Annotated in this window: 26 protein-coding genes and 1 tRNA gene; 12 read left to right on the top strand and 15 right to left on the bottom strand. The window is 34.6% G+C overall.

The features are described from left to right. The first annotated feature begins 99 nt into the window (after positions 1–99). On the top strand, positions 100–705 hold the full coding sequence (locus tag IPZ78_RS16275; protein ID WP_225555045.1) for a hypothetical protein: 606 nt from the start codon (positions 100–102) through the stop codon (positions 703–705). A gap of 113 nt (positions 706–818) precedes the next feature. Here the strand turns inward: IPZ78_RS16275 and IPZ78_RS16270 are convergent, their stop codons facing one another. Genes IPZ78_RS16270 through IPZ78_RS16255 form a run of 4 tightly spaced genes read right to left on the bottom strand, consistent with a single transcriptional unit; the run spans position 819 to position 7,719 of the window. Continuing rightward, entirely contained in the window at positions 819–2,303 is a 1,485-nt protein-coding gene (locus tag IPZ78_RS16270; protein WP_225555044.1) for a PKD-like family lipoprotein, read from the bottom strand. A gap of 11 nt (positions 2,304–2,314) precedes the next feature. Further along, on the bottom strand, positions 2,315–3,109 hold the full coding sequence (locus IPZ78_RS16265) for a DUF4843 domain-containing protein (RefSeq protein WP_225555043.1): 795 nt from the start codon (positions 3,107–3,109) through the stop codon (positions 2,315–2,317). Positions 3,110–3,140: 31 nt separating this feature from the next. After that, entirely contained in the window at positions 3,141–4,607 is a 1,467-nt protein-coding gene (locus IPZ78_RS16260) for a RagB/SusD family nutrient uptake outer membrane protein (RefSeq protein WP_225555042.1), read from the bottom strand. 10 nt (positions 4,608–4,617) lie between these two features. Continuing rightward, positions 4,618–7,719, bottom strand: coding sequence for a SusC/RagA family TonB-linked outer membrane protein (locus IPZ78_RS16255; protein ID WP_225555041.1), 3,102 nt, complete (start codon positions 7,717–7,719; stop codon positions 4,618–4,620). A gap of 366 nt (positions 7,720–8,085) precedes the next feature. Here IPZ78_RS16255 and IPZ78_RS16250 point away from each other — a divergent pair, with 366 nt between their 5' ends. After that, positions 8,086–8,448 (top strand): agmatine deiminase family protein, encoded by a 363-nt coding sequence (locus IPZ78_RS16250; protein ID WP_225555040.1) that lies wholly within the window; start codon positions 8,086–8,088, stop codon positions 8,446–8,448. Between the two features lie 23 nt (positions 8,449–8,471). Beyond that, positions 8,472–9,260, top strand: a complete 789-nt coding sequence (locus tag IPZ78_RS16245) for a DUF2971 domain-containing protein (protein ID WP_225555039.1) — start codon at positions 8,472–8,474, stop codon at positions 9,258–9,260. A gap of 171 nt (positions 9,261–9,431) precedes the next feature. Here the strand turns inward: IPZ78_RS16245 and IPZ78_RS16240 are convergent. Then, a tRNA-Arg gene (locus IPZ78_RS16240) sits at positions 9,432–9,503 on the bottom strand. A gap of 200 nt (positions 9,504–9,703) precedes the next feature. On the opposite strand from IPZ78_RS16240, the gene IPZ78_RS16235 reads away from it, so the two are divergent. From IPZ78_RS16235 to IPZ78_RS16210, 6 genes are all read left to right on the top strand, one after another. After that, positions 9,704–10,336, top strand: coding sequence for a peroxiredoxin (locus IPZ78_RS16235; RefSeq protein WP_225555038.1), 633 nt, complete (start codon positions 9,704–9,706; stop codon positions 10,334–10,336). Between the two features lie 63 nt (positions 10,337–10,399). Next, positions 10,400–10,714 carry a thioredoxin family protein gene (locus IPZ78_RS16230; protein WP_225555037.1) on the top strand — a complete coding sequence of 105 codons (315 nt, stop codon included), beginning with the start codon at positions 10,400–10,402 and terminating at the stop codon, positions 10,712–10,714. After that, the gene (locus tag IPZ78_RS16225; protein ID WP_225555036.1) at positions 10,695–10,952 is read left to right on the top strand and encodes a DUF6952 family protein; all 258 of its coding nucleotides are present in this window, start codon (positions 10,695–10,697) and stop codon (positions 10,950–10,952) included. Before IPZ78_RS16230 ends, IPZ78_RS16225 begins: the two co-directional genes overlap by 20 nt. A 329-nt stretch (positions 10,953–11,281) precedes the next feature. Next, positions 11,282–13,750 (top strand): PIG-L family deacetylase, encoded by a 2,469-nt coding sequence (locus IPZ78_RS16220; protein WP_225555035.1) that lies wholly within the window; start codon positions 11,282–11,284, stop codon positions 13,748–13,750. Positions 13,751–13,764: 14 nt separating this feature from the next. Then, positions 13,765–13,959, top strand: a complete 195-nt coding sequence (locus tag IPZ78_RS16215) for a hypothetical protein (protein WP_225555034.1) — start codon at positions 13,765–13,767, stop codon at positions 13,957–13,959. Positions 13,960–14,064: 105 nt separating this feature from the next. Next, complete coding sequence (locus IPZ78_RS16210; RefSeq protein ID WP_225555033.1) at positions 14,065–15,768, top strand: sodium:solute symporter family transporter; 1,704 nt, start codon at positions 14,065–14,067, stop codon at positions 15,766–15,768. Here IPZ78_RS16210 and IPZ78_RS16205 read toward each other — a convergent pair. The 8 genes from IPZ78_RS16205 to IPZ78_RS16170 all read right to left on the bottom strand — a co-directional run bounded on the left by IPZ78_RS16205 (position 15,765) and on the right by IPZ78_RS16170 (position 21,759). Next, positions 15,765–16,694: an N-acetylmuramoyl-L-alanine amidase gene (locus tag IPZ78_RS16205; RefSeq protein ID WP_225555032.1), complete on the bottom strand. Its 930-nt coding sequence runs from the start codon at positions 16,692–16,694 to the stop codon at positions 15,765–15,767. The genes IPZ78_RS16210 and IPZ78_RS16205 overlap by 4 nt on opposite strands. 12 nt (positions 16,695–16,706) lie before the next feature. Next, positions 16,707–17,699 carry a DUF3078 domain-containing protein gene (locus tag IPZ78_RS16200; RefSeq protein ID WP_225555031.1) on the bottom strand — a complete coding sequence of 331 codons (993 nt, stop codon included), beginning with the start codon at positions 17,697–17,699 and terminating at the stop codon, positions 16,707–16,709. Between the two features lie 11 nt (positions 17,700–17,710). Next, a complete protein-coding gene (locus IPZ78_RS16195) occupies positions 17,711–18,460 on the bottom strand; it encodes a hypothetical protein (RefSeq protein WP_225555030.1) in 750 nt (249 codons plus the stop codon). A gap of 60 nt (positions 18,461–18,520) precedes the next feature. After that, on the bottom strand, positions 18,521–19,348 hold the full coding sequence (locus IPZ78_RS16190; RefSeq protein WP_225555029.1) for a glucosaminidase domain-containing protein: 828 nt from the start codon (positions 19,346–19,348) through the stop codon (positions 18,521–18,523). A gap of 23 nt (positions 19,349–19,371) precedes the next feature. Next, positions 19,372–19,875, bottom strand: a complete 504-nt coding sequence (locus IPZ78_RS16185; protein ID WP_225555028.1) for a glucosaminidase domain-containing protein — start codon at positions 19,873–19,875, stop codon at positions 19,372–19,374. 22 nt (positions 19,876–19,897) lie between these two features. After that, positions 19,898–20,533 carry an O-methyltransferase gene (locus IPZ78_RS16180; protein WP_225555027.1) on the bottom strand — a complete coding sequence of 212 codons (636 nt, stop codon included), beginning with the start codon at positions 20,531–20,533 and terminating at the stop codon, positions 19,898–19,900. A 154-nt stretch (positions 20,534–20,687) separates the two neighbouring features. Next, positions 20,688–21,317 carry a GTP cyclohydrolase I FolE gene (folE, locus tag IPZ78_RS16175; RefSeq protein ID WP_225555026.1) on the bottom strand — a complete coding sequence of 210 codons (630 nt, stop codon included), beginning with the start codon at positions 21,315–21,317 and terminating at the stop codon, positions 20,688–20,690. Between the two features lie 28 nt (positions 21,318–21,345). Next, on the bottom strand, positions 21,346–21,759 hold the full coding sequence (locus tag IPZ78_RS16170) for a 6-pyruvoyl trahydropterin synthase family protein (RefSeq protein WP_225555025.1): 414 nt from the start codon (positions 21,757–21,759) through the stop codon (positions 21,346–21,348). Positions 21,760–21,812: 53 nt separating this feature from the next. Between IPZ78_RS16170 and mqnB the strand changes: the two genes are divergently transcribed. Both mqnB and IPZ78_RS16160 read left to right on the top strand, forming a co-directional pair. Further along, on the top strand, positions 21,813–22,427 hold the full coding sequence (mqnB, locus tag IPZ78_RS16165) for a futalosine hydrolase (protein WP_225555024.1): 615 nt from the start codon (positions 21,813–21,815) through the stop codon (positions 22,425–22,427). Positions 22,428–22,552: 125 nt separating this feature from the next. Then, positions 22,553–23,536, top strand: coding sequence for a pyruvate dehydrogenase complex E1 component subunit beta (locus IPZ78_RS16160; protein WP_225555023.1), 984 nt, complete (start codon positions 22,553–22,555; stop codon positions 23,534–23,536). A gap of 173 nt (positions 23,537–23,709) precedes the next feature. Here IPZ78_RS16160 and IPZ78_RS16155 read toward each other — a convergent pair whose 3' ends face one another. After that, positions 23,710–24,069 carry a tetratricopeptide repeat protein gene (locus IPZ78_RS16155; protein ID WP_225555022.1) on the bottom strand — a complete coding sequence of 120 codons (360 nt, stop codon included), beginning with the start codon at positions 24,067–24,069 and terminating at the stop codon, positions 23,710–23,712. 115 nt (positions 24,070–24,184) lie between these two features. On the opposite strand from IPZ78_RS16155, the gene IPZ78_RS16150 reads away from it, so the two are divergent. After that, a complete protein-coding gene (locus IPZ78_RS16150; RefSeq protein ID WP_225555021.1) occupies positions 24,185–24,937 on the top strand; it encodes a hypothetical protein in 753 nt (250 codons plus the stop codon). A 62-nt stretch (positions 24,938–24,999) separates the two neighbouring features. Here IPZ78_RS16150 and IPZ78_RS17405 read toward each other — a convergent pair whose 3' ends face one another. Continuing rightward, entirely contained in the window at positions 25,000–25,101 is a 102-nt protein-coding gene (locus IPZ78_RS17405; protein ID WP_394371242.1) for an IS3 family transposase, read from the bottom strand. Positions 25,102–25,111 lie beyond the last annotated feature (10 nt).

Genomic DNA, 25,111 nt, shown 5'->3' with positions numbered 1-25,111 from the left:
TGTAATTTTACATTAAATAAAGTATTCTAAGATGGGGTCCTTCTTCAATTGTTGGTTATTCCATTTATATTTGCATTAAATTTTAATACATAAAGTACCATGAAAAGCATATTAAGTGTATTGGCTGCTATATTAGTCACGTTTCAAGTGAATGCGCAGACGAAAAAAGAAGTCCCTTCTGCGGAGTTACAAATTAAAATCGCAGTGCAAGCCGCTCCTGCAGAGTTCAGAGAAAACTCAAAAGTTTACGGCTATGACAAAGATGGTAAGTTCATTACGTTAAGAGAAGGTACAAACGGATACATCTGTTTGGCTCCTGATTACAAAATGTCAACTTACTATGCATATTGTTATCCAGAAAGCTTAGAGCCTTTAATGGCTCGTGGTCGCGAATTAATCGCAGAGGGCAAGCGTAAACAAAGAGATGAAATACGTGAACAAGAATTTAAGGCTGGTAAATTGTCAATTCCGCAACAACCTACAACATTATATGGTTACTGGGGTGAAGCAACGAATGTGAATAATGAAACAGGAGAAATAAAAGATGCAAAACGCAGGTATGTTATTTATGTCCCATTCGCTAAAGCCGCTGATTTGGGCCTATCCAACAAACATAATAACTTAGGCATGCCTTGGTTGATGGACGAAGGCACATACAAAGCACACATCATGATTACCCCTCCTTTAGAAGCACATAAACACTAATACCTCAATATACTAAACAAAGGGCTAGCAAAATTTTGCTAGCCCTTTGTTTAGTATATTATCTCTGAAATAAAGATTCAATTTAAAAGTATTTCCTTATACCTATTATTAAATTATCTATTTCGATAAGCCATATCTCTAATTTTACCAAGTCCCTCAAAAGAATTCACCTTAATGAGTTTTTCTCCTCTAGGCGGCACTGAATATTCATCTAATACTCCTGACGTATTAAGATCTCCTGCATCATAGCTACCAACAAATAGTCTTTTCATGTAATTTTCCAAGCGCTCTGATCGTGTAACACCTGTAAAATCCAATTTAGGCATCTTCAACATTGATATCTTTCTGTTTCCATAATCTACCATTAAAGTGTTCAATTTGGAGCTAAAATTATATTGGTATAACTTTCCTCCAACACTATAAAAGATATAACTAAAATCATCACTAAATTCAACAAACTCAGCCTGACTAATCAAACTATTTAGCATATCAACACTTTGTGGGTTTTTAATTTCCTTATCTATACGAACCAAAGATATTTTGTCCCCCTGCTTATCTTTCATTATTGCCAATGTTTCTCCTCCATTTAACAACACAAATCTCGCAAAAATCAAATCCTTGTCCTTAGTTAAGCTATGCAACTGCGCATTACTTATTTTCAAAGAGAATTTGCTAGCTGACACCCCATTCGAGCGTACAAATTCTGAAATATCCTCATTAAATATTAATGCATCAGTAAAGTTAAAAGTTGATAAATATGGTGAAGCCTTAAATTCCTTATCAGTGGCATTTTCCATAAAATTCTTTTGAACGTATTTGGATGTTCCTACTTGATAAGAAAAAACCCTTCCATTACTTGTTAGATACTTTTGACCATTAGCCCCATAAAACTTAGAATTTAAACCAATAGCTTCATAATTGTTAGAATCAAAATTATTAAAATTAGGTAGTGGAAAAGTTGTAAAATTATTAGCAGATACAATTCTTGAAACTTTTGAAGTCGTAATCGCCAATTGATTATAATTAACAACTGATAGAAAAGAAGGTATACCATCTAGTACTAATGGTGAGTTTTTTAACTTCAATATATCTCTCATTAACTCAAATGATTGACTTTTAGCCTTGAAACTCAACATATCTAACCGACTACTTTGATTTTCAACCTCTGATAGCACAAACCATCCCTCGTAAATATCATTTGATATAAGAATCTTAAAAAGTTTTTCGTACCAAACCCCTGTTCTTTTATCCGTCACTCTAAAAGAATAATTATACACCCCTAAATTAAAATCAGCAATAATACTCTTATCAAGATTCAACGAATCACTAATAAGCTTTGGCTTTGATGTATTAAACCCTGTGTGTCCAATATTATACCAAGCATATTCATAATTTGAAAAGTCTGGATTGGGGTCATTACTAAATGACACTTGGGGATTAATCTTTAGAATATCATTAGCCCTAATCTCATAAATGCTATCTATTCCACTAACAATAGCCTCGTTGACTACTTTATATTCATAATTACCCAAATCCTTAACACAACTACCAAAAGCAAATGTGAAAATGCCAAGTATAATTCTTATACAATTTTTCATACTTATTTGTTTTATTTAAACTTATCTCCAGCCTTCATTAACCCTCCATCCTCGTCAAGTACTGGAGTGCCCTTCTTGGCTTGATCTACCAAATATTCATTTAACCAGGTACCAAATGTTGTAATATTACCAGAATTCGTAGCGACATTACTAAGTATTAGATCTGGTGTAAATACATCATTGCCACTCCTTGTAATAACGATCTTAGATATCAATTGAAGCTTTTTTCTGCTAAATGGTCCAAGATGAAAATTAGCTCCCAATGCTGACCCTGATATTGTCCAATTAGCAGGAATAATTAATTCATCAGTAACATAAAACACTACCCTATTTGACTCTTTCTTATTTCCCTCACTTTTAAACGCATCATTATTAAAATTTTCCGTTTGGGGCAATTCTAAAGTTATTTTAAACTTTGAATTAGCACTTGATGGTCTAAAAATTCTTATTGGCAAATTATAAATCACTGTATCGGATGGAAACGAATGTTCAGCCTGAACTATAAAATCCTTGTTTTCGACTCCTGTTGTAGCAGATTTATTCGCCATTACAATAAATGGGGTGGGTTTATCCAACTTTTTTCCAACAAGTTTAACTGGATAGCTAATTAATGTGTCTGTAATTTCTATCGGCAATAGCCCAAACTTAAATACGACAGAATCTATCGGAGATTGACTTGCCTCCTTAGCTGGGTTAAAGAAAACAAGCAGACGCTCACCATCATAAGTTATTAAATCTGATTTTGAGCAGGAATAAACATTAAAGCAAACTAAAATTGCTAGTATATAAAATATATTTTTATTCATTTTACACAATATTTAACTATATAAGCTGATTCTATTTTTTAACCCTATATTCCAATTCTTTAAGCGGCAGAGGAACTACATATTCAGACTCAGTCATTGAAATATCCCCATACCCATCAATTGGATATGGTACTTTTCCCTTATTTATTCGCTTGTAGTAATAAAATAACTGACCCTCACCAACAAATTCCTTCTTATACTCCTTTTCGATTTCCTTAGACAAATCGACATTGCTGGCAAGATTAATCAGCCCCCTATTGCGCCTCACTTCATCCAAAAATGATAGTGCTCTATTCATATCATTAGATGAACATTCAGCCGCTATATAGTAAATTTCAGAAATTCTTAGAAGTGGTTGAAAATTGCGCCATGCTACTGTTGTAGAAGGTAAATCTTGGTATTTAATAAGCGTTTTATAATCTTTGCCCGCAGCAATACCATCCGCCCAATTGACACGATAACGATAATCGTCTTCATTATTCTCGTAAATACCCTGTAATTTTGATCTAGTTGGAACCAGAATTTGACTCTGCTCCAAAGATGCTGAAAATAATTCCCTATGCGCATCATACATAGTATAATTATCTAATCCGAATATCACCTCTGAATAGAATATTCTATTTGGATTTGGCAAAAGAGGTTGAGTTTCTCCTTCTGCTGTCCATGGGAAATAACCGCTAGCCTCATCTATAATTTTCTCACACATATGTAGGGCTTCAGGTTTATTACCCTTGTATAATAACACTCGTGCCTTAGTCCCTAAAACTGCATAATAATTAAATCTTCTATTTCTTAATCTATAGAAATCATTTTCAACACCTAAACCGCTAAGCGGTTGCACTCCTTCTCTCCTTATCGGATCTTTTTCCAATAATTTTTCAGCTTTATTGAGATCCTCTAAAACTTTCTCGACTACTGCATTCCCTCCTAACAATGGCTGTGAAACCTGAGTTACTTTATCTAAATACGGAATACATGGCTTACCTGGATTTACACTATAAATCGGCCCATACAATCGAAGAAGATCAAAATGTACAAAAGCTCTTAAACCATAAGCCTCACCTAGAAGAATGTTTTTATGGTCTTCTGACAAAATATCATTTGAAGCTTCTAACTGTTCAATAAAACTATTTATGTTAAGAATAGTCAAATACGCATTACTCCATATTAATTCAAATTCAGTTTGCGCTTTCTTTTCACTATATTGATACATAGCTATTTCACTCCATTGAGACATCACCGAACTGTGATAAAAGTTATAATATTGTGCCAACATGTCAACAGTAGACATAGTTAAAGACCTTCCATATAAATTTGGTTTTGCCAATGAAACATAAACCCCATTAATAGCTTTGTTTATATTATACTTATCATTAAAAACACCTTCTGAAAGGAATTTATCCTCAGGCTTGACGTCTAGATAAGAATCACAGGAATAAAAGCCTAATGACAACATAATAAAACAACATTTTAAATATTTCTTCAATTCAATATTCATAATCCTAGAATTAAAAATTTGCATTAATACTAAATGAAACACTTCTAGAAAAAGGATAATCCAACCCTCTCTCAGACAACACATTGGACACCCTAAAAATATCATTCATATACCCTGTAAATCTCAAAGATTTTAAGCCAACAGAACTTAGCCAGACATGTTTAGTAGACTGAAAATCATATCCCACGGAAATTGATTCTCCAGAAAAATATGTTTCTTTTTGGATAAAACGTGATGAAATCGGAGTCAATGAGGTTTCTTTAATTCCTTTAAATTGGGCGATCTCCCCCGGATTTTTCCACCTCAATTCTAAGGCACGTCTATCTTGATTAAACTCCAATTCATCAAAACTTATATTCTCAACTTTATTATACAGTGCATTATTAAATTTCGAAGCGCCTATATTATACCTAAAAGCCACATTAAAATTAAAATTCTTCAATCTCAGGTTTGAGTTCATTACCCCCTCTACTAATGGCCTCCCACTTCCTACTACTCTAATGTTTGCCTCGTTATAATCAAAAATATACTTATCGTCTTTATCTAGGAAAACCTCTCTACCGCTACTAGGATCTATTCCTAAAGACTTATAAGACCATAGATCATCAGGACTGTTTCCATTTTGAAATCGTTGTAAATAAGCATTACTTGTAAGTATCTCATTCATTACCCCAACATTACTATCATCAAAACCACCATACTTACTTTTGTACACGCTTCCAAAAACTCTTAAAGTCCATATCACACGATCATTGAGTCTATATATTGGAGAATAGCTAATATCCGCTTCAACGCCTCGATATGTCATACTACCAAGATTTGTTGCATAATTTCTTATAGCATTAGATAAAGGCATATCAATTGTCAAAATAAGTGGATCTGTTATTTTTTGATAGGCGTTTAATACAAATCTTATTCTGTCTTCTAAAAGCCCCATATCTAATCCAACACTAGAATTCATTGTTTTTTGCCAATTTAGATTTGGATTTCCAACACCTGTATGAAATAATGATTGTCCAAATTTATTTGATATGTTTTCGAGATTATACACTGTTGCTGATAAAAAATTACCAAAATTCTGATTTCCCGTGGTACCAATATTCGCTCTTAAAATTGCTTTACTGATCCAATTGCTATTTTTCAAAAATTCTTCATTGTGCATAACCCACCCTGCTCCTATAGACCAAAATGGAGAATATTTCTTTGCAGATCCAAATGCCGTTGATCCATCTATTCTATATGTAAAATCAGCAAAGTAAGAATTAGCATAGGAATAATTAGTACTAATCAAAGCATTTACTCTTCTTACCTTTGTGGGAAAATCTACGAATGGCCTAGAATTAGGTTGATAAGAATATGCAAACGCAGGGTTGCCGTCTACACCAGTTGGAAAACCTACAGCTGTTAGACCCAAAGTTTTTCTATTTTCCTCTTGAATGTCAAACCTTGTATTTGCTGTAAAAACATGCTTGATGTTAAAAACTTTATTGTAGGTAACACCGATGTTACCACTATATTCAAGACCATCAGATTTAGAATCCGAATACATACCCTTTTCTTCGATGATTGAATTATCGAATCTTGTATCTAAAGGAGAGACAAAATTCACAGAATTATTCATACTCTTCAAGATCCTACCTGCACCTACTACTCTAAAAGCAGTATTGATATCGTAATTAAAACTCAAAATATTATTAATATTTAAGCCTGTGGAATAGCGTTCCGAATTAAGTTGAGCATTATAAAGTGGATTTGAAACTCTATAAACACTTCTTCCATTAAAGCCTGTTGGAGTCTCTTCTAGATATCTATCATTTTGATCTGATTTATAATATGGATTGATATTTACATAGGTAGCGAAAGAGCCATATGGACTTTCTTGCGCTCTATTCCCTGATATAAAAACTTTATTGGAAATATTAAATCGATTGTTTCTATAAACAAAATCTGCATTCGCACCCCAGGTTTTTCTTCCTGAAGATTTCATAATTCCATCTACACTATTTAAATTAGCACCCAATGAATATTGAAATTCGTCTGCCCCTCCATCAATGAAGACAGAATTGTTATTTGAAATAGCAATTTTATCCAAAGGTTTAATCAACCAATATGTATTTACACCTTCCTCTACCATCTTCTGCCGCTTATTTTTGAATCTCTCTTGGATTACATAGTCATATAATTGGGCATTTTGAGCATCATATCTACCCGCTAAGATCTCATATTCAAGTTTCTCTTTTGCATTCATCATATTATAATCACTTAGATCAGGAATCTGAAATGAGGTACTTGAAGTGAAACTTAAATTCATTTTCCCTGGCCTAGGCCTAATCGTTTCAACAACAACCACCCCATTAGCCGAACGAGCCCCATAAATAGCCGCTGAAGCCGCGTCCTTTAATATTGTAACACTCAAAATTCTATTTATATCTAAGTCTGTTATTTCACGTAACGATGACTCAAAACCATTCAAAATAAACAAGGGCAAATTTGGATTTAACCCAGTTTGATCTATCAATGCACCATTTTGATCAACATTAGATACACTTGTCTTACCTCGTAACTCAATATTTGCCAATCTATTTGGATCTGACCCTCCCAAATTATTCTCAACAAGAATAAATGATGGATCTAAACTTCTTAAAGATTGGACAACATTTTGAGTTCCTATCATACGTAATTCCTCTCCCGACACGGTTTTTGCTATACCTGAAAAACTCTCCTTCTTACGTTCGAACATACCCGTGACCACCACTTCATCAATATTTTTTGAATCAGTTTCTAATTCAACATTCAAAACTGTCATTTTTTCTTTAAGTGAAATCACTTTTGTCTTATAACCAAGAAATGTGAACGTAATCTTGTTAGGCGCCACATCTCCATATATTGTGTAATCACCCTCCTTATTGGATGTAGCACTATTTTTAGATCCGTCAATCTTTACAGACACACCTACCAATGGTGCCTTTGATTCTGAATCAACTATTCTTCCCGAAATGCTTGTCCTATTCTGGGCAGAGACATTGTTACTTATTAGGACGCTTAGCACCCCCAGAAGAAAAGTTTTGCAAATAAGTTTCCATGTTACAGTATTTCTATTTAGAACATCCATAAATGTTAAAATGGTTAATTATTAAGACTAATATGCACTAAGCGTGCCCGTTTGATTAATTAAATCAAAAATACAAACACAATTGAGACAATTAATAGCTTAATAGTGAATTCAATAAATAAATTGGAAATCCGTAGACGAACTTCTAAAAAACAAAACCAAAACGAATGTTAATGTTTTTTAACGAAAAAATATATCGCTCCAAAACTCGTTACTTTGTAAATTTTCTGTAGTTTATGATAACAAAAGACTATAAATATCAAACCTACTATAATACCAAGGCATGAAGATGATGTAATAGGTCATATAGGTGGCTTTGCATCATTTTTGAGTTAAAATAAGTTTGGAGTAAGTTTATATCCCAATATGTCCTTTTTGAGGGAAGATAATCGGTATTTGGATGAAATATTAATTACAGCTCACAATTTGGGCTTAGATACTTTTAGAAATGAAGATAGACCAGTTGATCAAAGTATCAAATGTAAATGTAAAAAGAAGAAAAGAAGCGGTTGCTATTCGGTGTCAAAAGGTATTTATGTCAATAATATTATTCTAAATAACACAGTGGTACTACCTCAATATACTTTACCAACCATAAGGGAAACGGAATATTACAATAAGGCAAATACGGCAATATATAACAAATTAGGGTTTAAAGTTGAAACAGTAAATTGTGATAGTTTATCTCAATTTGGTGGATCATTACATTGTTTAAGTTATATTTACTAAATTAGATACAACCTCCTTTAATTATGGATTACGACAAATATTGCGAACATTTATTAAATAATTTCATTGATAATCACCCAGATTACTTCCCCAAGTATGTATACAAGTATTATGATTTTAATGGGGGTTATTTAAGTTTAAAAAATAGAACTATTCAATTTACAAATCCCTTAAAATTCGAAGACAAGTCAGAGTGTAGAGTGGAACGAATTCAATTCAAAAATCAAGGTAAAAGAATAAAAGAAACATTATTAAGTGAAGAAATAAAAAGATATGATTATAAAATATTGGGATATAATGTAGATACTTCTGAAATTGAAAAATCTTCATATAGAGATATTGAAAAAAAATCAGAGAAACATTGGAATGAACTCATACAATCATTCGGAGTTACTTGTTTTACTCTGTTAGAGGATAGTGATTTTCATTGGGTTAATTATGCTGATAACGAAAAAGGCTTGTGTATTAAATATGATTTTCATGCTCTAATTAATTATATAAATAGTTCGTCTATTTTTGAATACAACGGAAAAAAATCTATAATACATTCTCCTGTAATATATGTTGATGATATTCAAGCTATCAAATATGGTGAAACATCTACAAAGAAATTATTAATGCAATTAAATCGGGTTTTCGTAAAAGAAAAAGCTTATGAAAATGAGGTAGAGTATAGACTTTATTCTCAAAACTGTAAAATTGAAAACGGAGTCCAAAGAGTTAATATTTCAAAAGAATCCATTTTACAAGTAAAATTTGGTAAAAATGTATCAAATGAGGATATTCAAAAAGTAAAAAAATTAGGCTTTTAAAATTACATTGAGAAGAGTTTTAGAAATCTTGTATTCGGAAAGAAAGTTTAGAAATTTCGAAACTATAAATAGCCTTTTGCGACAAGATTTCAGAGCTGTATGGGATTTTGTATGAGACCTTTTCAAAAATGCCGAAGTCTTGAAGATTTCGGCATTTTTCGTTAAAAGTTGTAGCCCCGAGCAGAATCGAACTGCTATCAAATGTTTAGGAAACATCTATTCTATCCGTTGAACTACGGGGCCTTAATGAATTTGCATAGGCAAAGCCAAATGTATGAAACAGCATACACAAAATCAATTGCCAGAGACAAAAAAATAGACATAAAATATAACAATATATATTAAATGATAATATAGAGTATATCGATACGCAATAGTCAATTTTTATACATTCGTATGGCTTGATTGCTTACCTTTGCAGCACATTAAAAGAAGATACTAAAATGAGTTTTACAGGTAAAAATTTCCCGAACATTACTGTTGATGCTATTGACTATTTAGGTGATTATATTTCACTAAACCTTTTCGAAAAAGCGCAAAAAGAAAACAAAAAAATCTTATTATTCTGGTACCCAAAAGACTTTACTTTCGTTTGTCCTACTGAATTACATGCTTTCCAAGAAGCTGTCGCGGAGTTTGAAAAACGTAATACAATCGTTATTGGTGCATCATGTGACTCAAACGAAGTTCACTTCGCTTGGTTAAACACAGCAAAAGACAATGGTGGTATCGAAGGTGTTGAATATCCTATCATCGCTGACACAAACCGCAACTTATCTAGCATCTTAGGTATTTTAGACGTGAAAGAAGTAGAGCACCCTGAATTTGGCTTAATCGCAGAAGGTTCTGCTGTTACTTACCGTGCTACATACTTGATCGATGAGACTGGTAAAGTATTCCACGAATCAGTAAACGATATGCCTTTAGGTCGTAACGTAAAAGAATATATCCGTTTGGTTGACGCTTACACACACGTTCAAAAACATGGTGAAGTATGTCCAGCAAACTGGGAAGAAGGTAAAGACGCTATGAACGCAACTCGTGACGGCGTAGCTTCTTACTTATCAATGAACTAAGAAATTAGTACTATTTTCTAGGGGTGGAGTACTTCCACCTCTTAATAAAAAATCAATATTATTATGTTGCAAGAATTAGAAAATGACTCATTACAAGAGGTTGTTGCAAACAACGAGACTGTAATTGTACAATATTCGGCTTCTTGGTGCGGTAACTGTCGCATTATGAAACCAAAATTCAAAAAAATGGCTTCGGAAAACGAAAATGTTAATTTCGTGATCGTAGATGCAGAAAAATTCCCTGAATCTAGGAAATTAGCCAACGTAGATAATTTGCCTACATTTGCCGCTTTCAAAAATGGTAAATTGGTAAATCAGGTACAAACAAACAAAATCGACGGATTAATAGACTTATTAAATGAAGTTACCAGTAATTAAACACCTGACGGATTTCATCGAACAAAACGATGCAGATTACGTCTTGGAAACAATTGAAACATTAGAAGCACTGACGGAAGTTTCTTCATTGAAAGATGAAGAATTGGATGTGATTGGAGAGCTAATTTCAAATATGTACGGTGCCATTGAAGTAGATAAATTAATCAAAGAGGGAACACCGAAAAAAGAAGCTTTAAATATGTTTATGAAACGTGTTTTAGGCTCAATCGATAAATAAAAAATAGAGAATATATTTCTTTAAAAAATTTCCAGATTATAGATGTGTAAAACTTCAATAATGTGGAAATTTTTTTTTGACACAAAATGATACTATTTAAATCTTTTATACTACTTTTATAATAGAGCTAAAATAACTCCATTAAATATACATCGCACCTATAAAACTGTGCCTTCACATCTAAAGAATTATTGAAGCAAATTATTTAAGACTAAAAGATTTTTAATTGTTGTTGAAAAAGAGTTGAGGTTAATCTTTCAACTCTTTTTTGTTTATTAACATTTTTGTTTCAATTTGCTCTTTTTCCTACAAACCAAGTATATTTAGATATGCGCAATTTTTCCAATTACATTTTTCTTATCTGCTGTCTTTTGCTTTGTTGGCAAAAAGCAAAGAGTCAAACCAACACCAAGTCAATTAGTGACATACTAATAGGTCTACAAAAGCTAGACAAAGTAGGCTCAGTATTGTATTTTGCGGCACACCCAGACGACGAAAACACTCGTTTAATTTCATGGTTAGCACAAGAACAAAAATACCGTACAGCCTATCTCTCATTGACACGTGGTGATGGTGGTCAAAATCTGCTTGGCACCGATTTAGGAATTAATTTAGGACTAATTCGTACACAGGAACTGTTGGCTGCACGTGCCATCGACAAAGGAGAACAGCTTTTCTCCTCTGCATATGACTTTGGTTTTTCCAAAACACATGAAGAGACTTTTCAATTTTGGGACCACGAAACCGCTTTACGCGAAGCGGTATGGATTATTCGTCAATTCCAGCCTGATGTAATTATCACACGGTTCCCCCCTGATAAGAGAGGTGGCCACGGACATCATCAAGCATCCGCTATCTTGGCACATGAAGCTTTTCTTGCTGCAGCAGATAAAACTAAATTTCCAGAGCAGCTAAAAACAGTCAGCACTTGGCAAGCAAAAAGATTGCTTTGGAATACAGCTAATTTTGGTGGCCATAACAATACCTCAGATAGCCAATTGAAGATTGAAATTGGTCATTACAATGCATTATTAGGTGAATCCTACGGCGAAATAGCAGCAAAAAGTCGTTCACAACATAAAACGCAAGGCTTTGGTGCTGCAGCATCACGCGGCACGACTACCGAATATTTCGAACATGTGGCCGGTTCAAAAGCAGAGAAAACTTTATTCGATGATGTTGAAACATCGTGGAATAGATTACCTAATACGCAAAATTTTCAAAAACTAATCGCAAAATTAAACGCTGAATTTCAAGCTGTCCAACCGCAAAAATCTGTTAACGATTTAATCCAACTCAAAAAAGCGTTAGATACTTATAAAATAAACAACGCACATCCACAAGCAGCAAATCACGCATACTGGATAGCGCAAAAGAAAAAAGAAGTGCAGGATTTAATTGTTGCTTGTACTGGCATTTGGGCAGATGCCTACACCAACCAAAGTCAACATGTCGTAAACAATGAATTTATCTTTCAAGCGGAAGCAATTGTACGCAATCCAGAGGTTCAGGCTGAATTAATTCGCGTAAACGATCAAAACATACAGCACAATTTACCTACAAATAACCTTTGGAAAGGATCAGCCGCAACGAAAGTAACCAACACCTCGCAGCCCTATTGGCTTATCGAGCCAAATACATTGGGGAAATTCACAGTTCCAATAGAATCTGTAGGCAATCCAACCAATCCTGAACACGCTAAGGCAACATTCGTATTCAATATTAATGGTGAGCCTATTTCGATAACTAGAGAAATACAACATCGTTTTGTAGATCCGGTAAAAGGTGAAGTGCACAACCCATTGGTTGTACTGCCAGAATTGACAGTCGAGGCTAATTCTTCTATTCTTTTGAGTAAAAATCAAGAAGAGAAATCAATAGAAGTGATTTTCACAAGACACGATAAAAGTAAAACCATATTTGAAGTTAATATCCCTCCACTAGAAGGATGGGAGGTTTCGGAGAACAAATTGATATTAAATTTTGTTGATGAAAATTCGCTAGTAAGGACTTTGACTTTGAAACCAACTTCGGCGAATGCTAAGAAAGCATTATTACGCTTTAATTACAATGGAGAAACACTTCGTCAAATAAAAACTCTTGAATACGATCATATTCCTACTATTACTTGGTTTCCCACAACAGAGATTTCCTGCCAAAGTTTACAATTCAATAATGAGGTTAAGAACGTGGGTTACCTAGCTGGTGCAGGTGATTTAGTAGGAGAATCCCTACAACAAATTGGAATTAAAACAACTACACTTTCAGACCAAGATTTATCAGCAGTATCACTCCAACAATATGATGCAATAATAATTGGTGTACGCTATTTTAATGTGGTCCAAAACGGTGGAAATACACATAAAAAATTAATGGATTACGTGCAAAATGGTGGAGTTGTATTAGTTCAATATAATGTAAATAGCAAATTGTCTACAGATAAGCTTGGCCCTTATAATTTTAGTTTAGGAAGAAGTCGTGTTACCGAAGAAGATTCAAAATTCAGCTTCGATGAGAAAGACATTGCATTTAGCTATCCAAACAAAATAACCAACAAAGATTTTGATGGCTGGGTGCAAGAACGTGGATTGTATTTCGCAGAAAATATAGACAGCAGCTACCGAACCCCTCTTCGCTTAAATGATAAGAATGAACAACCGCACAACGGTGCTTTACTCATCGCAAAACATGGAAAGGGCAAATTTGTATACACTTCTTTGGCCTTTTTCAGACAATTACCCGCTGGAGTACCCGGAGCTTATAGATTATTTGTAAATTTGTTAACAAACGAAAAATAAAATATCACAATAACATGGAAAATCAAGTAAATGATCAACCTTTGAATGTAAAAGGTCTTATCTTATTAATCGGAACTGTCTTTGGAGCATTAATCGCTTTCGCTCAATGTGGTTCATTCTTAAGCATCATTGGAGGTCTAGTAGGTGGATTAATCGCTGCAACAGTTTTTGTATCTGTACTTTTACCTTACAAAGAAAGTGATAGATAACAATATGCCACCCTTTGCACGTAGTTGGAGACAATTTTACTGGATAGTAGTTGTTTGGCTCGTGCTGTGCATATTAGGCATGTATCTATTTACACAATACTTCTCATGAGTACTATCGACTGGATAGTACTTATTACTACCCTGCTTTTGATAGTTCTGTATGGAATCTACAAAAGCAGGAATATCAATTCTATTGAGGGCTTTTTACTTAGTAACCGTGAGTTACCTTGGTACAATGTAGGCCTTTCGGTCATGGCTACACAGGCCAGCGCAATTACCTTTTTATCTGCTCCAGGGCTAGCCTATACCTCAGGAATGAGCTTTGTGCAATTCTATTTTGGATTGCCCTTAGCAATGATTGTCCTTTGCGTTACATTTGTCCCAATATTTCATAAGCTGCAAGTATTTACTGCATATGAATTTCTAGAAAAGCGGTTCGATATTAAAACCCGTTCCCTAACAGCATTATTATTTTTAATACAACGCGGAATTTCTACAGGAATTACCATTTTTGCACCGTCAATTATACTTTCTGCAGTCTTACATGTTGATGTATTTTACACGACCTTATTAATCGGTGGCGTGGTTGTCTTGTATACGACCTACGGAGGAACGAAAGCTGTCTCTTATACACAACTCCTTCAGATGGGTGTTATTTTTGGAGGACTTTTGGTTGCCGGAATGATGGTCATTCATCTCTTGCCTTCCGAAATAGGCTTTGTAGAAGCTTTACATATTGCTGGTGAATCAAATAAAACAAACGCTATTGATTTTACCTTAGATTGGAACAACCAATACACCGTTTGGACAGGATTAATAGGAGGATTTTTCCTGCAACTTTCTTACTTCGGAACTGACCAAAGTCAAGTTGGACGCTATCTAACAGGATCTTCTGTTCGTGAAAGTCGTATGGGGCTTCTGATGAATGGTTTATTAAAAGTTCCTATGCAATTCTGCATACTCTTAATCGGCGTTTTAGTATTTGTCTACTATCAATACAATAGCGCACCCATATTCTTCAACCCAACGGAAATACACAAGATTGAAAACAGTGTACACGGACACGAATACAAGAAATTACAGGCTAAACAAGATGCTTTAGCATCCCAACGTGTACAAACACTTAATCAACTTCATCAAGCTAAGACATTAGAAAACACGAATCAAGCAAAGCAACAATTAAAGCAAATCAACACAGAATCTTTAGCTATTCGCACCGCGGCAATCGAATTGATTAAAAAGAATGATAGCAATGCGGAGACCAATGATAATAACTACATCTTCTTATCCTTTGTCACTTCTGTCTTTCCAAAAGGGTTAATAGGCCTTCTAATCGCTATTATCATGTTGGCTTCAATGGGAGCGACCTCTAGCGCAATCAATTCTTTAGCCTCTACTACTGTAATAGACATTTATAAAAGATTAATTAATAAAAATGGTTCTGAGAAGACCTATTTAAATGCTTCACGTATATGCACATTTGGTTGGGGTATCTTTACTATAATCGTGGCAATTTTTGCGAATAAGCTCGGTAATTTGTTGGAAGCTGTTAATATCCTTGGTTCTCTTTTCTATGGTACTATATTAGGAATATTTTTAGTAGCCTTCTATTTCAAATCTATACATGGTAATGCCGTTTTTTGGGCAGCTATATGTACAGAAGCGATTATAGTTTACATTTGGATGCTTGATGTAGTGGCATTTCTTTGGCTAAATTTAATTGGTTGTATTTTAGTAATACTATTTGGCTATCTCTTCAAGTCTATTCTTCCCAAGAAAAACAAACCAATAGCAGAAACTACGGGCTAATAATATTTTCTGTATAAATCATACAACACAGCCTTATCTCTAGCTGTCAAAACCCCGTTCACTTCTGTACGGATATACTTTCTTTTAAAGGCACGAATAGCAGCCTCTGCATTTGTCATATCATATCCCATAATCTTCAATGCATCTATTGCATTAAAATTAAATGGCGGTTCACCAAGGAAATCCTCATTGTACCAAATGCCAAAGCCATGCTCAGCTAATCTTTTCCAAGGAAAATTAACATTAGGGTCATCTTTGCGTGTAGGTGCGATATCAGCGTGACCGATGAAATTAAGCTGTGGAATTTGATATTTAGATTTTAGCGTATCCAATAGCACCAATAAAGAATTAATTTGTGCGTCCGCAAATGGTTCCCTACCATTATTATCTAATTCAATACCTAATGAAACTGAATTAATATCCGTATTTGACCCCCACTTGCTTCGCCCAGCATGCCAAGCACGGTCATAATCATTCAGCATCTGTATTACTTGTCCATCTCGTCCAATTACATAATGAGAACTCACTTTGGTATGTTCCAGTTGAAAAGTCCGTACAGTCTGCGCCGTACTATTTTGCGAAGTGTGATGTATAATCACATAATTTGGTTTTCGGTTGTCATAATGAATAGCACTTGCCCAATTTGAATTTTTATTTATCCCAGTACGCTTTTGTTCGACCAATTTTTCTTCTGGTGTCTGCGAATTAATAACTGGAATTTTAGGAAAATTATTGAGCGTATCTGGTGAAATGACTTCTGTTACTACTGAATCAATTGAATTTTTGGAAGCTTCTTTTACAGCCTGTGCCAACGAATCAACCTTTTTGTTAATAGATGACGAAACAAGTGGCTTTTGTTTATTCACCTTTGTAGCACCACAAGCACACAGCATTGCAATCACCCATAATCCAACCCACCTAAGCATATTTTTCAACTATTATCGAGGAAATGAAAATAATACACCTAACGCAAGCCCCTGACTAAATTGAACTTTGGTATCTTGATCTGAATCATAAACCAATATACCAGATGCTGTAACATTCACCAAGCGGGTGATCTTAGCTGTGAGTGTCACATCCAGTCTATTATCCGGATCTGAAATATCTTTATAATCAGCAAATAGATTATACCTAGCTTTAAGATTCAAGTTTTTCGATAGATCCCTGTCCAAATTTGCAGTAATCTGAAAAGCCAAATCATTTCTTACTTTCTTACCAGGTTCAACACCATAAACAGCCTTACCTCCTTCAGGTGGAGCTATTCTATTATCCAATATAAGTGTTTGACGTGCTGTACCCGTACCCAACCTTAATGAAAAGGATTTATCAGGCTTGTATTCCAAACCGAATGATTCTGTAAAATATCCTGGCGCCATAAATGAAGACACCGTATCAGTTATAATTTCATTCCCATCAGCATCTTTACCATATTTATAACCTTGATCAAATTGAGATTCCATGGTCAACGAGAAATACAACGCCCATTTATCTGTAAACCTGTATGAAAGCTTGTTATCCCAAAAGATGCGGTCTTGATTTTTCTTTGCCAATTGATCCTTGTTTTGGATTTTACCATACTTCAGATCCAATTCAGACACAAAATTAAAGCGGTCTCGTGTATAGTCTGCTTTATGCCAAAATAAGCCCATTAATGACATTGAATTCACCCCTCCAGAGTTCCAGTTATCACTGAAAGAAGCTTGATTAGCATTCAGCCCAAATTTTGTCCAATGCTTCCAATAGTTCACCTCCAATCCCAATTGCGGAATTGGAACATTGATCTGTTTTATAGAGCTTTCTTTAATCGTATCTGCATCAACGATTTTTGTTCCAGGCTTTTCACGTAAATCTTTTAAATTTACCTGTGCAAGTAATTCGGTCCCAACAAATGACATCAGAACAGTTAAGACAATAGTTAGATTTTTGAACATAAAATACATTTCTATTTTTCCAAATTTAAATTGATTTCCTTTAAATCTGGCAATGGTTTTATATATGGTATATGTTTAAAGTATTCGTATTTTGTTTTCACATACTTAACGAGCTGATATCTGTCTGCTGTCAATACAAAATTGTATGTCGGACGATATCGTATCATAAAGTTTTCCAAAGGCTCTCCTTCCAAACCTGTCACATCACGAATAAGCTCCTTTGTAAAGACAACATCAATATAGTTGTCCTCATACTCCCTTTGGAAGTATTTAGTGAGTCTACGTGCATTCCGGCCTTCCTTGCTGAAATAATTATAGACTGCATCAATACTTAATCCTGCGCCATTCTGTCCCACACTCACATAATCACCTGGATCAGCTAGGCGATATGCTTTACTATATTCCTCCCTTCGTCTAGCCAAAATATCCTCTGGAGAGACTCTACCCATCACTGTCACAGGTGCTATAGCAATCGTTTTTCTTTTCAAATTAATAACTAGAGCCTTTGCCCCAGTATAAGTAATCGTATCACTATGATAATTTTCCTTATTAGCAATGATTAGATCACCAATCGTTAGGCTTAAGGTAAACTCACCTTTAGTAGTATTATAGATATTCTGACCTGTAGTCTTATTAATCAACAATACCCTAGCAATTCGCTGTTTACTATCAGCATCCAATACCATACCACTAATATTTTCTTGCCCTATAACAAGACTATGTTGAACACAACATAAGACAACTATTAGTATATGGTACATATGGAATTTCACAAAGATAAAACTACATTATTATCCTATAAATTACCACTCTCTTGACAACTATTTACTAATAACCAAAAGCTGTCCCAAAGAAAGATTCTCCGAAGACAAGTTATTTAATTGTTTAATCTGATCAACAGACACATTATATTGTCGACCTATGCTATAAAGAGTATTTCCGGCTTTCACTTCATGAATTACCATACGAACAGGTGCCTTTATCTGCTCTGTTTGTACAACCTCTCCTTTTTCTTCCTTTGTCACAATCGTCGTTTCTACCTTCACCTCACGCACTATTTTTTCTGATTTAGTCTCTGAAGAATCATACTTATATAACTCGTAGCGCTCAATCAAATCAATTAACAACTCTGGGTATCGCGGATTGGTAGCGTATCCAGCTTCCTTCAATCCATATGCCCACCCTTTGTAATCGTTTTTATTTAATGAGAATAACTTTTCATAACGCTTACGTAAAAGAAATTCAGAATGATCTCTAAATGACTGTTCTGGGTTTTCATACACCCTGAAACAATCATTGGGATTATCATCTGCTTTTGTAATACTTTTACCTTTCCATACTCCCCCACATTTGATTCCAAAATGATTATTTGCCTCGATAGCTAATGAAGAATTACCATTCCCAGACTCCAACAACGCCTGCGCTAACTTGATACTCGCAGGAATACCATATTTCTCCATTTCGGAGACAGCAATTCCTTTATACCGCTCGATATAATTTAGCCCTGTAATAGATGTTGGTTTTCGAGAAGGGGTAGTATGTACCGAAGAACTTCTGTCTTCAGGACGCTTACCCAAAGTATTTGGACGCTTTGAAGCACAAGAACTCATTAGTCCAGCGAATAGTAGCAAATAAACGAGTATTCTCATTGTGGAATATTCAAAAATTGAAATTATTTAAGTGTATCGTATTGATCTAAATTGTATCTACTAATCGTTCTCAACACATGAGTTTTCCACGATTTAGTCTGAGAATAACCCGACCTAGCTATTGCATTCACCCAAGATTGGAAATTTTTATTTGCAGATTGACCAAATAAATGTTGCGTAGATTTCCTTCTTTTTAATAAACCAACGAAATCATTGTAAGATTCTGTAACGGAAGAATAGCCCTTATAAGCTGATTTGATTTTTTTACTGTTATTCTTCCCTTTAATACCGAAATGATTATTTAAGTGCTTTGCAATTCGGCTATTTCCATACGCACTCTCATGAATTGCGACGGCCAATATCACAGACGCTGGGACACCTGTCTCTTGCATAAGTTCTTGTGCGGCCTTCTTATGTACCTCTATGTAGCTTGATGGACTAAACTTATTCTGTCCAAAAGTAGTTGCTATACATGTAATACACAAGACTAGCCCTAGCAGCATTCTGCTAATTAAAGATTGTAGCATAATCTTTTTTTTAGTTCAACCATTACTTTTTGCGCAAAACAAAAAGCCCATCTCTAACTGGCAATATTAACTTCTCGACACGAGAGTCCCTTGCCAATGTATTATTTAATTCCAAAACCTGTTTGGTTTGATTGTCTGGGTTATCCTCAAAAACCTTGCCTTTCCACAAGACATTATCTATCATCAACACCCCTCCTGAAGGAACCTTGTCTATCAACATATTATAATAGATGAGATTTCTTTTCTTATCTGCATCTATAAACACAAGATCAAAACTCCCTACTAACGTAGGAATTATTTCATAGGCATCGCCAATGTGATAATTAATCTGGGGAGCAAAACGTGAATTATCAAAATAACTCTGCACACGCTCCTCTTGCTCTTCATTAATATCTATCGTATGAAGCTCTCCATTTTCTTTCAACCCCTCAGCTAAACACAACGTAGCATACCCCGTGAAAGTACCTATTTCTAGAATACGAGATGGATTTATCATCTTTGATATCATCGACAACACCCTACCTTGGTAATGTCCTGACATCATATGAGGCATCGTCTCTCGCAAATAAGTCTCTCGATTAATTGACCTTAACAATGCATTTTCATCATCACAAATGCTTTCCAAATACGTATTCACACGCTCCTCATTTTGAAACATAGGTGCAAAGTTAAACAACTTATTTATATTTAAGCTCAATTTTATATCCTAAGCATAGACTACAGTTCGTTGATTTCGTTTAATTTAGACATAAAAAAACCTGCATATTTAATAAAATATACAGGTTTTTCAGTTATAGAAACAGCATTGAATTCTAATCTAATGATGCCGTAATAAGACGTAAAAACTCAGATCTTGTAACATCATTTTGGAATGCACCTGTGAATGCTGAAGTCGTAGTCACCGAATTTTGCTTTTGTACCCCACGCATCGCCATACACATGTGCTTACATTCGATCACCACAGCGACACCCGCTGGATTCAATGTTTCTTGTATACAATCGCGAATTTCATTTGTCAATCGCTCTTGAACTTGAAGACGACGTGCAAAAACATCAACAACACGAGGTATTTTGCTTAACCCAACAATATGTCCATTCGGTATATAGGCAATATGTGCTTTCCCAAAAAATGGCAACATATGATGCTCACACATCGAGTACACTTCAATATCCTTCACCACCACCATTTGACTATAATCCTCCTCAAACATTGCACTACGCAAAACCTCAGCCGCATTGATATTATATCCATGTGTCAAAAATTGTAAAGCCTTTGCAACGCGCTCTGGCGTCTTCAACAATCCCTCTCGATTAGGGTCCTCACCTAGTGATTCTAAAATATCTGTATAATGATCTGCAATACGACTTACATATTCCGCATTATATTGGTCAATTTTTTTATAACCATCTAATTCTTCGTTGAAATCCGTAGGATTACTCATTTTATTGTATTATGTATTGATTACTTAATTAATCGCCGAAATATTCGACTGAATTATTCTCTGTCTCGTGCAATTTTACACTATGCAAAATAACATGGTGCGCTTCAAAATGAGGTCTTAATTGATGAAATATCTCCATAGCAATAACCTCTGTTGATGCCATCTTACCTTCCATAAAGTCCACATCCAAATTAATGTTCTTATGATCTAACTTATCAACAACATAGGTGTTAATAATGTTTTTCATTATCTTAAGATCAATCAAAAAACCTGTAACAGGGTCTACCTCACCTTTGACAGTGACATACAACTCGTAATTGTGACCATGCCAATTGGGATTAGAACAATAGCCGAAGATAGCCTCATTCTTCTCGGCAGACCATTCTTCCCGATGCAATTTATGTGCTGAGCAAAAACGCTCTCTTCGGGTGATATATATCATAAATACAAAGATACCTTAAAAAAATATAACTTAGCATTTCAAAACAGAAGAAAATGAAGACCTTGATAGTCGCAGCTACTCGATTTGAAATTCAAGATACTATTCCCTTATTAGAGGAAAAACAAATTCCATTTCTTATTACGGGTGTTGGCATGACTGCCACAGCTTATTCCCTCGGGAAAGCGTTGGCTAAAGATGATAATCATTTTGATATCGTCATCAATGTTGGTATAGCAGGGGCCATAGATAGAACGTTGAACTTGGGAGAAGTGGTCGATGTACAATCTGACTGCTTTTATGAATTAGGAGCTGAGGATGGAAATGATTTTCTTCCAATTGAGGAGCTAGGGTTTGCCAAAGGGAATTTTGTCTCTACTATAAGTCAGTCTCAGGCAAACCTTATGAAAGTCAATGCTATTACCGTCAACAAAGTCCATGGAAACCAGCTTTCTATTGAAAAAATACAACAAAGATTACCAGATACACATATAGAGACTATGGAAGGGGCCGCAGTTTTTTTTGTTTGCGAACAAGAAAGCATTGCTTGCATTCAAATTAGATCCATATCCAATTATGTGGAACGTAGAAATAGATCAGCTTGGCAAATAGATTTAGCCATTGAAAATCTTAATACCTGGCTTCGAAATTATGTATTAGCTAATTATTAAGTTATTACAAAAGCTTATCTAAAAATGACAATTATAGTCGCTTTTCATCCGCTAGTATTGCAAAAATATCATTTTAAAATATTAGCTTTGCGTATTCTATAAAAATAAGACTATTTTACAGACTAATGAGAGAAATACAATTCAGAGAAGCACTTCGTGAAGCATTGAACGAAGAAATGCGTAAAGATGAAACTATATTTTTAATGGGTGAAGAAGTAGCTGAGTATAATGGTGCTTACAAAGTGAGCCAAGGTATGCTTGACGAATTCGGACCTAAACGTGTTATTGATACTCCTATTGCTGAGCTTGGTTTCGCTGGTATTGCTGTAGGTGCTGCTACACATGGTCTTAAACCAGTTGTAGAATTCATGACATTCAACTTCTCATTAGTAGCAATTGATCAAATCATTAACTCTGCTGCAAAGATCCGTCAAATGTCAGGTGGTCAATTAAGCTGCCCTATTGTTTTCCGTGGCCCTACTGGTAACGCTGGACAATTAGCTGCTCAACACTCACAAAACTTTGAAAACTGGTTTGCAAATACACCGGGATTAAAAGTTGTAGTTCCATCTACACCTTATGATGCTAAAGGTTTATTAAAATCTGCTATCATCGATCCAGATCCAGTAATCTTTATGGAATCTGAAGTAATGTATGGTGATAAAGGACAAGTCCCTGAAGAAGAATACTACTTACCTATTGGCAAGGCAAATACAATCCAACAAGGTACGGATGTAACTATCGTATCATTCGGTAAAATGTTGTCACGCGTAGTGATCCCTGCAGTAGCAGAATTAGAAAAAGAAGGTATAAGTGTAGATTTAATCGACTTACGCTCAGTTCGTCCAATTGATTATGCTGCAATTTTAGAATCTGTAAAGAGAACAAACCGTTTAGTAGTTGTTGAAGAAGCATGGCCTTTAGCGTCAATTTCTTCAGAAATTGCTTTCCACGTACAGAAAAACGCTTTTGATTACTTAGATGCTCCTGTTACACGTGTAACATCAGCAGATGTACCATTGGCGTATGCTCCAACTTTAGTAGAAGCTTCGTTACCAAGTATCGAAAAAGTAATTAAAGCCGTTAAAGAAGTAGCTTACAAGAAATAAGCTTTACGATATTGAGAAAAGCCTTACAAATTTAATTTGTGAGGCTTTTTTATTATCTATTTATTCAATAACGAATCCAATGTAAACTGCATAGCAGCTTTTTCTCCCATTAAATTCAATTTATACATAATGATTGATTCATCTTTAGGATCGAGATTATAAGCCATATTGATTTACCTCAAAGCCTGCGAAGTATCATTAAATTGCTTGATAGTATTTTCAGCTAGAACTTGGTAAATATATTTTGAATTGACACTAACAGTGTCTAACGCATTTAATAAATCCTTTTTAGCTCCCCCATAATCACCAATATAGCTTTTACAAATCCCTCTATGATAAAGGTATTCTTTCTTATTAGCCATATCTATTTTTAGCAACTTATCAAAAGAGGAGATTGCGGAACTATATTCTTTGTTTTTAAAATGGTTGTTTGCCTTATTATTCAAGTTGTTTACTTCCTGGCTGATTGGTGAATTATTCTGAACACAGCCAAAAAGCAACGACAAATAAAATACTATTGCAAAAAATTTCATGCACTTAAGTTTATAATCCTTACTCAATTATAATCAATTAATATCCAAACACAAATACTTTATAAGAGTTCTTTAATATTTCGATAAAATAAAGTATTTTAACAAAAAATATATTATGAAAAGATTATTATCCATACTATTCATGGTTATTACCATGCTATGTACACAGGCACAAGAAAAAGTCACCTTTCGCTTAGCTCCTGAATTTAATAAACCATTAAAATACGAAATGGTTACAAAAATGGACATTGAAGGACCTCAGACCGTGATTATGGATATGTTAATGCATATGGATATGACGTATTCTTCATTTGAGGATTCGCTAGTAAATATCGCGGCTAAATATTCCTATGTTAAAGTTGATGTTGACGCTGGCATGATGACCGCATCCTATGATTCTTCAAAAGAACCATTGACTGAAATCGAGAAAATCTTTGCGACACAATTCAAACCAATCATAGAAAACACATTGACGTATACGATGAATAAATTAGGTCACATCAAGAATATCGACTTTCCAAATGTATCTGATCAAATATTTGACAAATCTAGTGTAAGTTCTTTTGGAACAACTTATCCCAACTACAGCATCAGCATTGGTGATAGCTGGAATGCAGAGTCCAAAATAGAGCAACTAAACGTAATTGCCAAATCGACTTTCAAACTAGCGGAAAAGACTGCACAAGGTTATAAAATCGAAAGTACGGTAAATTTAGAAGACGCGACAGGCAAGAGTGTTGGCACAACGACTGGTTATTTTGTTGTTGATGCTAAAACCTTCACAACAGTCTCTTCTTCAACAATAACTTCTGTTGAAATGCAAGGCGCAAAAATAAAAACAACTACTGAGTTGAATATGGTTAAATAATATTTATACAATGCAAAAAAGGAGCAATCAATGATGGACTGCCCCCAAAAAGTTAGACGAATTTATGCAATCTTTTTGAAATAATGAGCTCGGTATTCTATCGGGCTCATTCCTTTTAAATTTGATTTAATTCTAACCTTATTATAGTAATTGATATAACTTATTATTTCCTTT

The sequence above is a fragment of the Sphingobacterium bovistauri genome (assembly GCF_020295405.1).
Classification (GTDB): domain Bacteria; phylum Bacteroidota; class Bacteroidia; order Sphingobacteriales; family Sphingobacteriaceae; genus Sphingobacterium; species Sphingobacterium bovistauri.
Note: the sequence above shows the minus strand (reverse complement) of the source record. Positions and strands in the feature narration are given on the sequence as shown.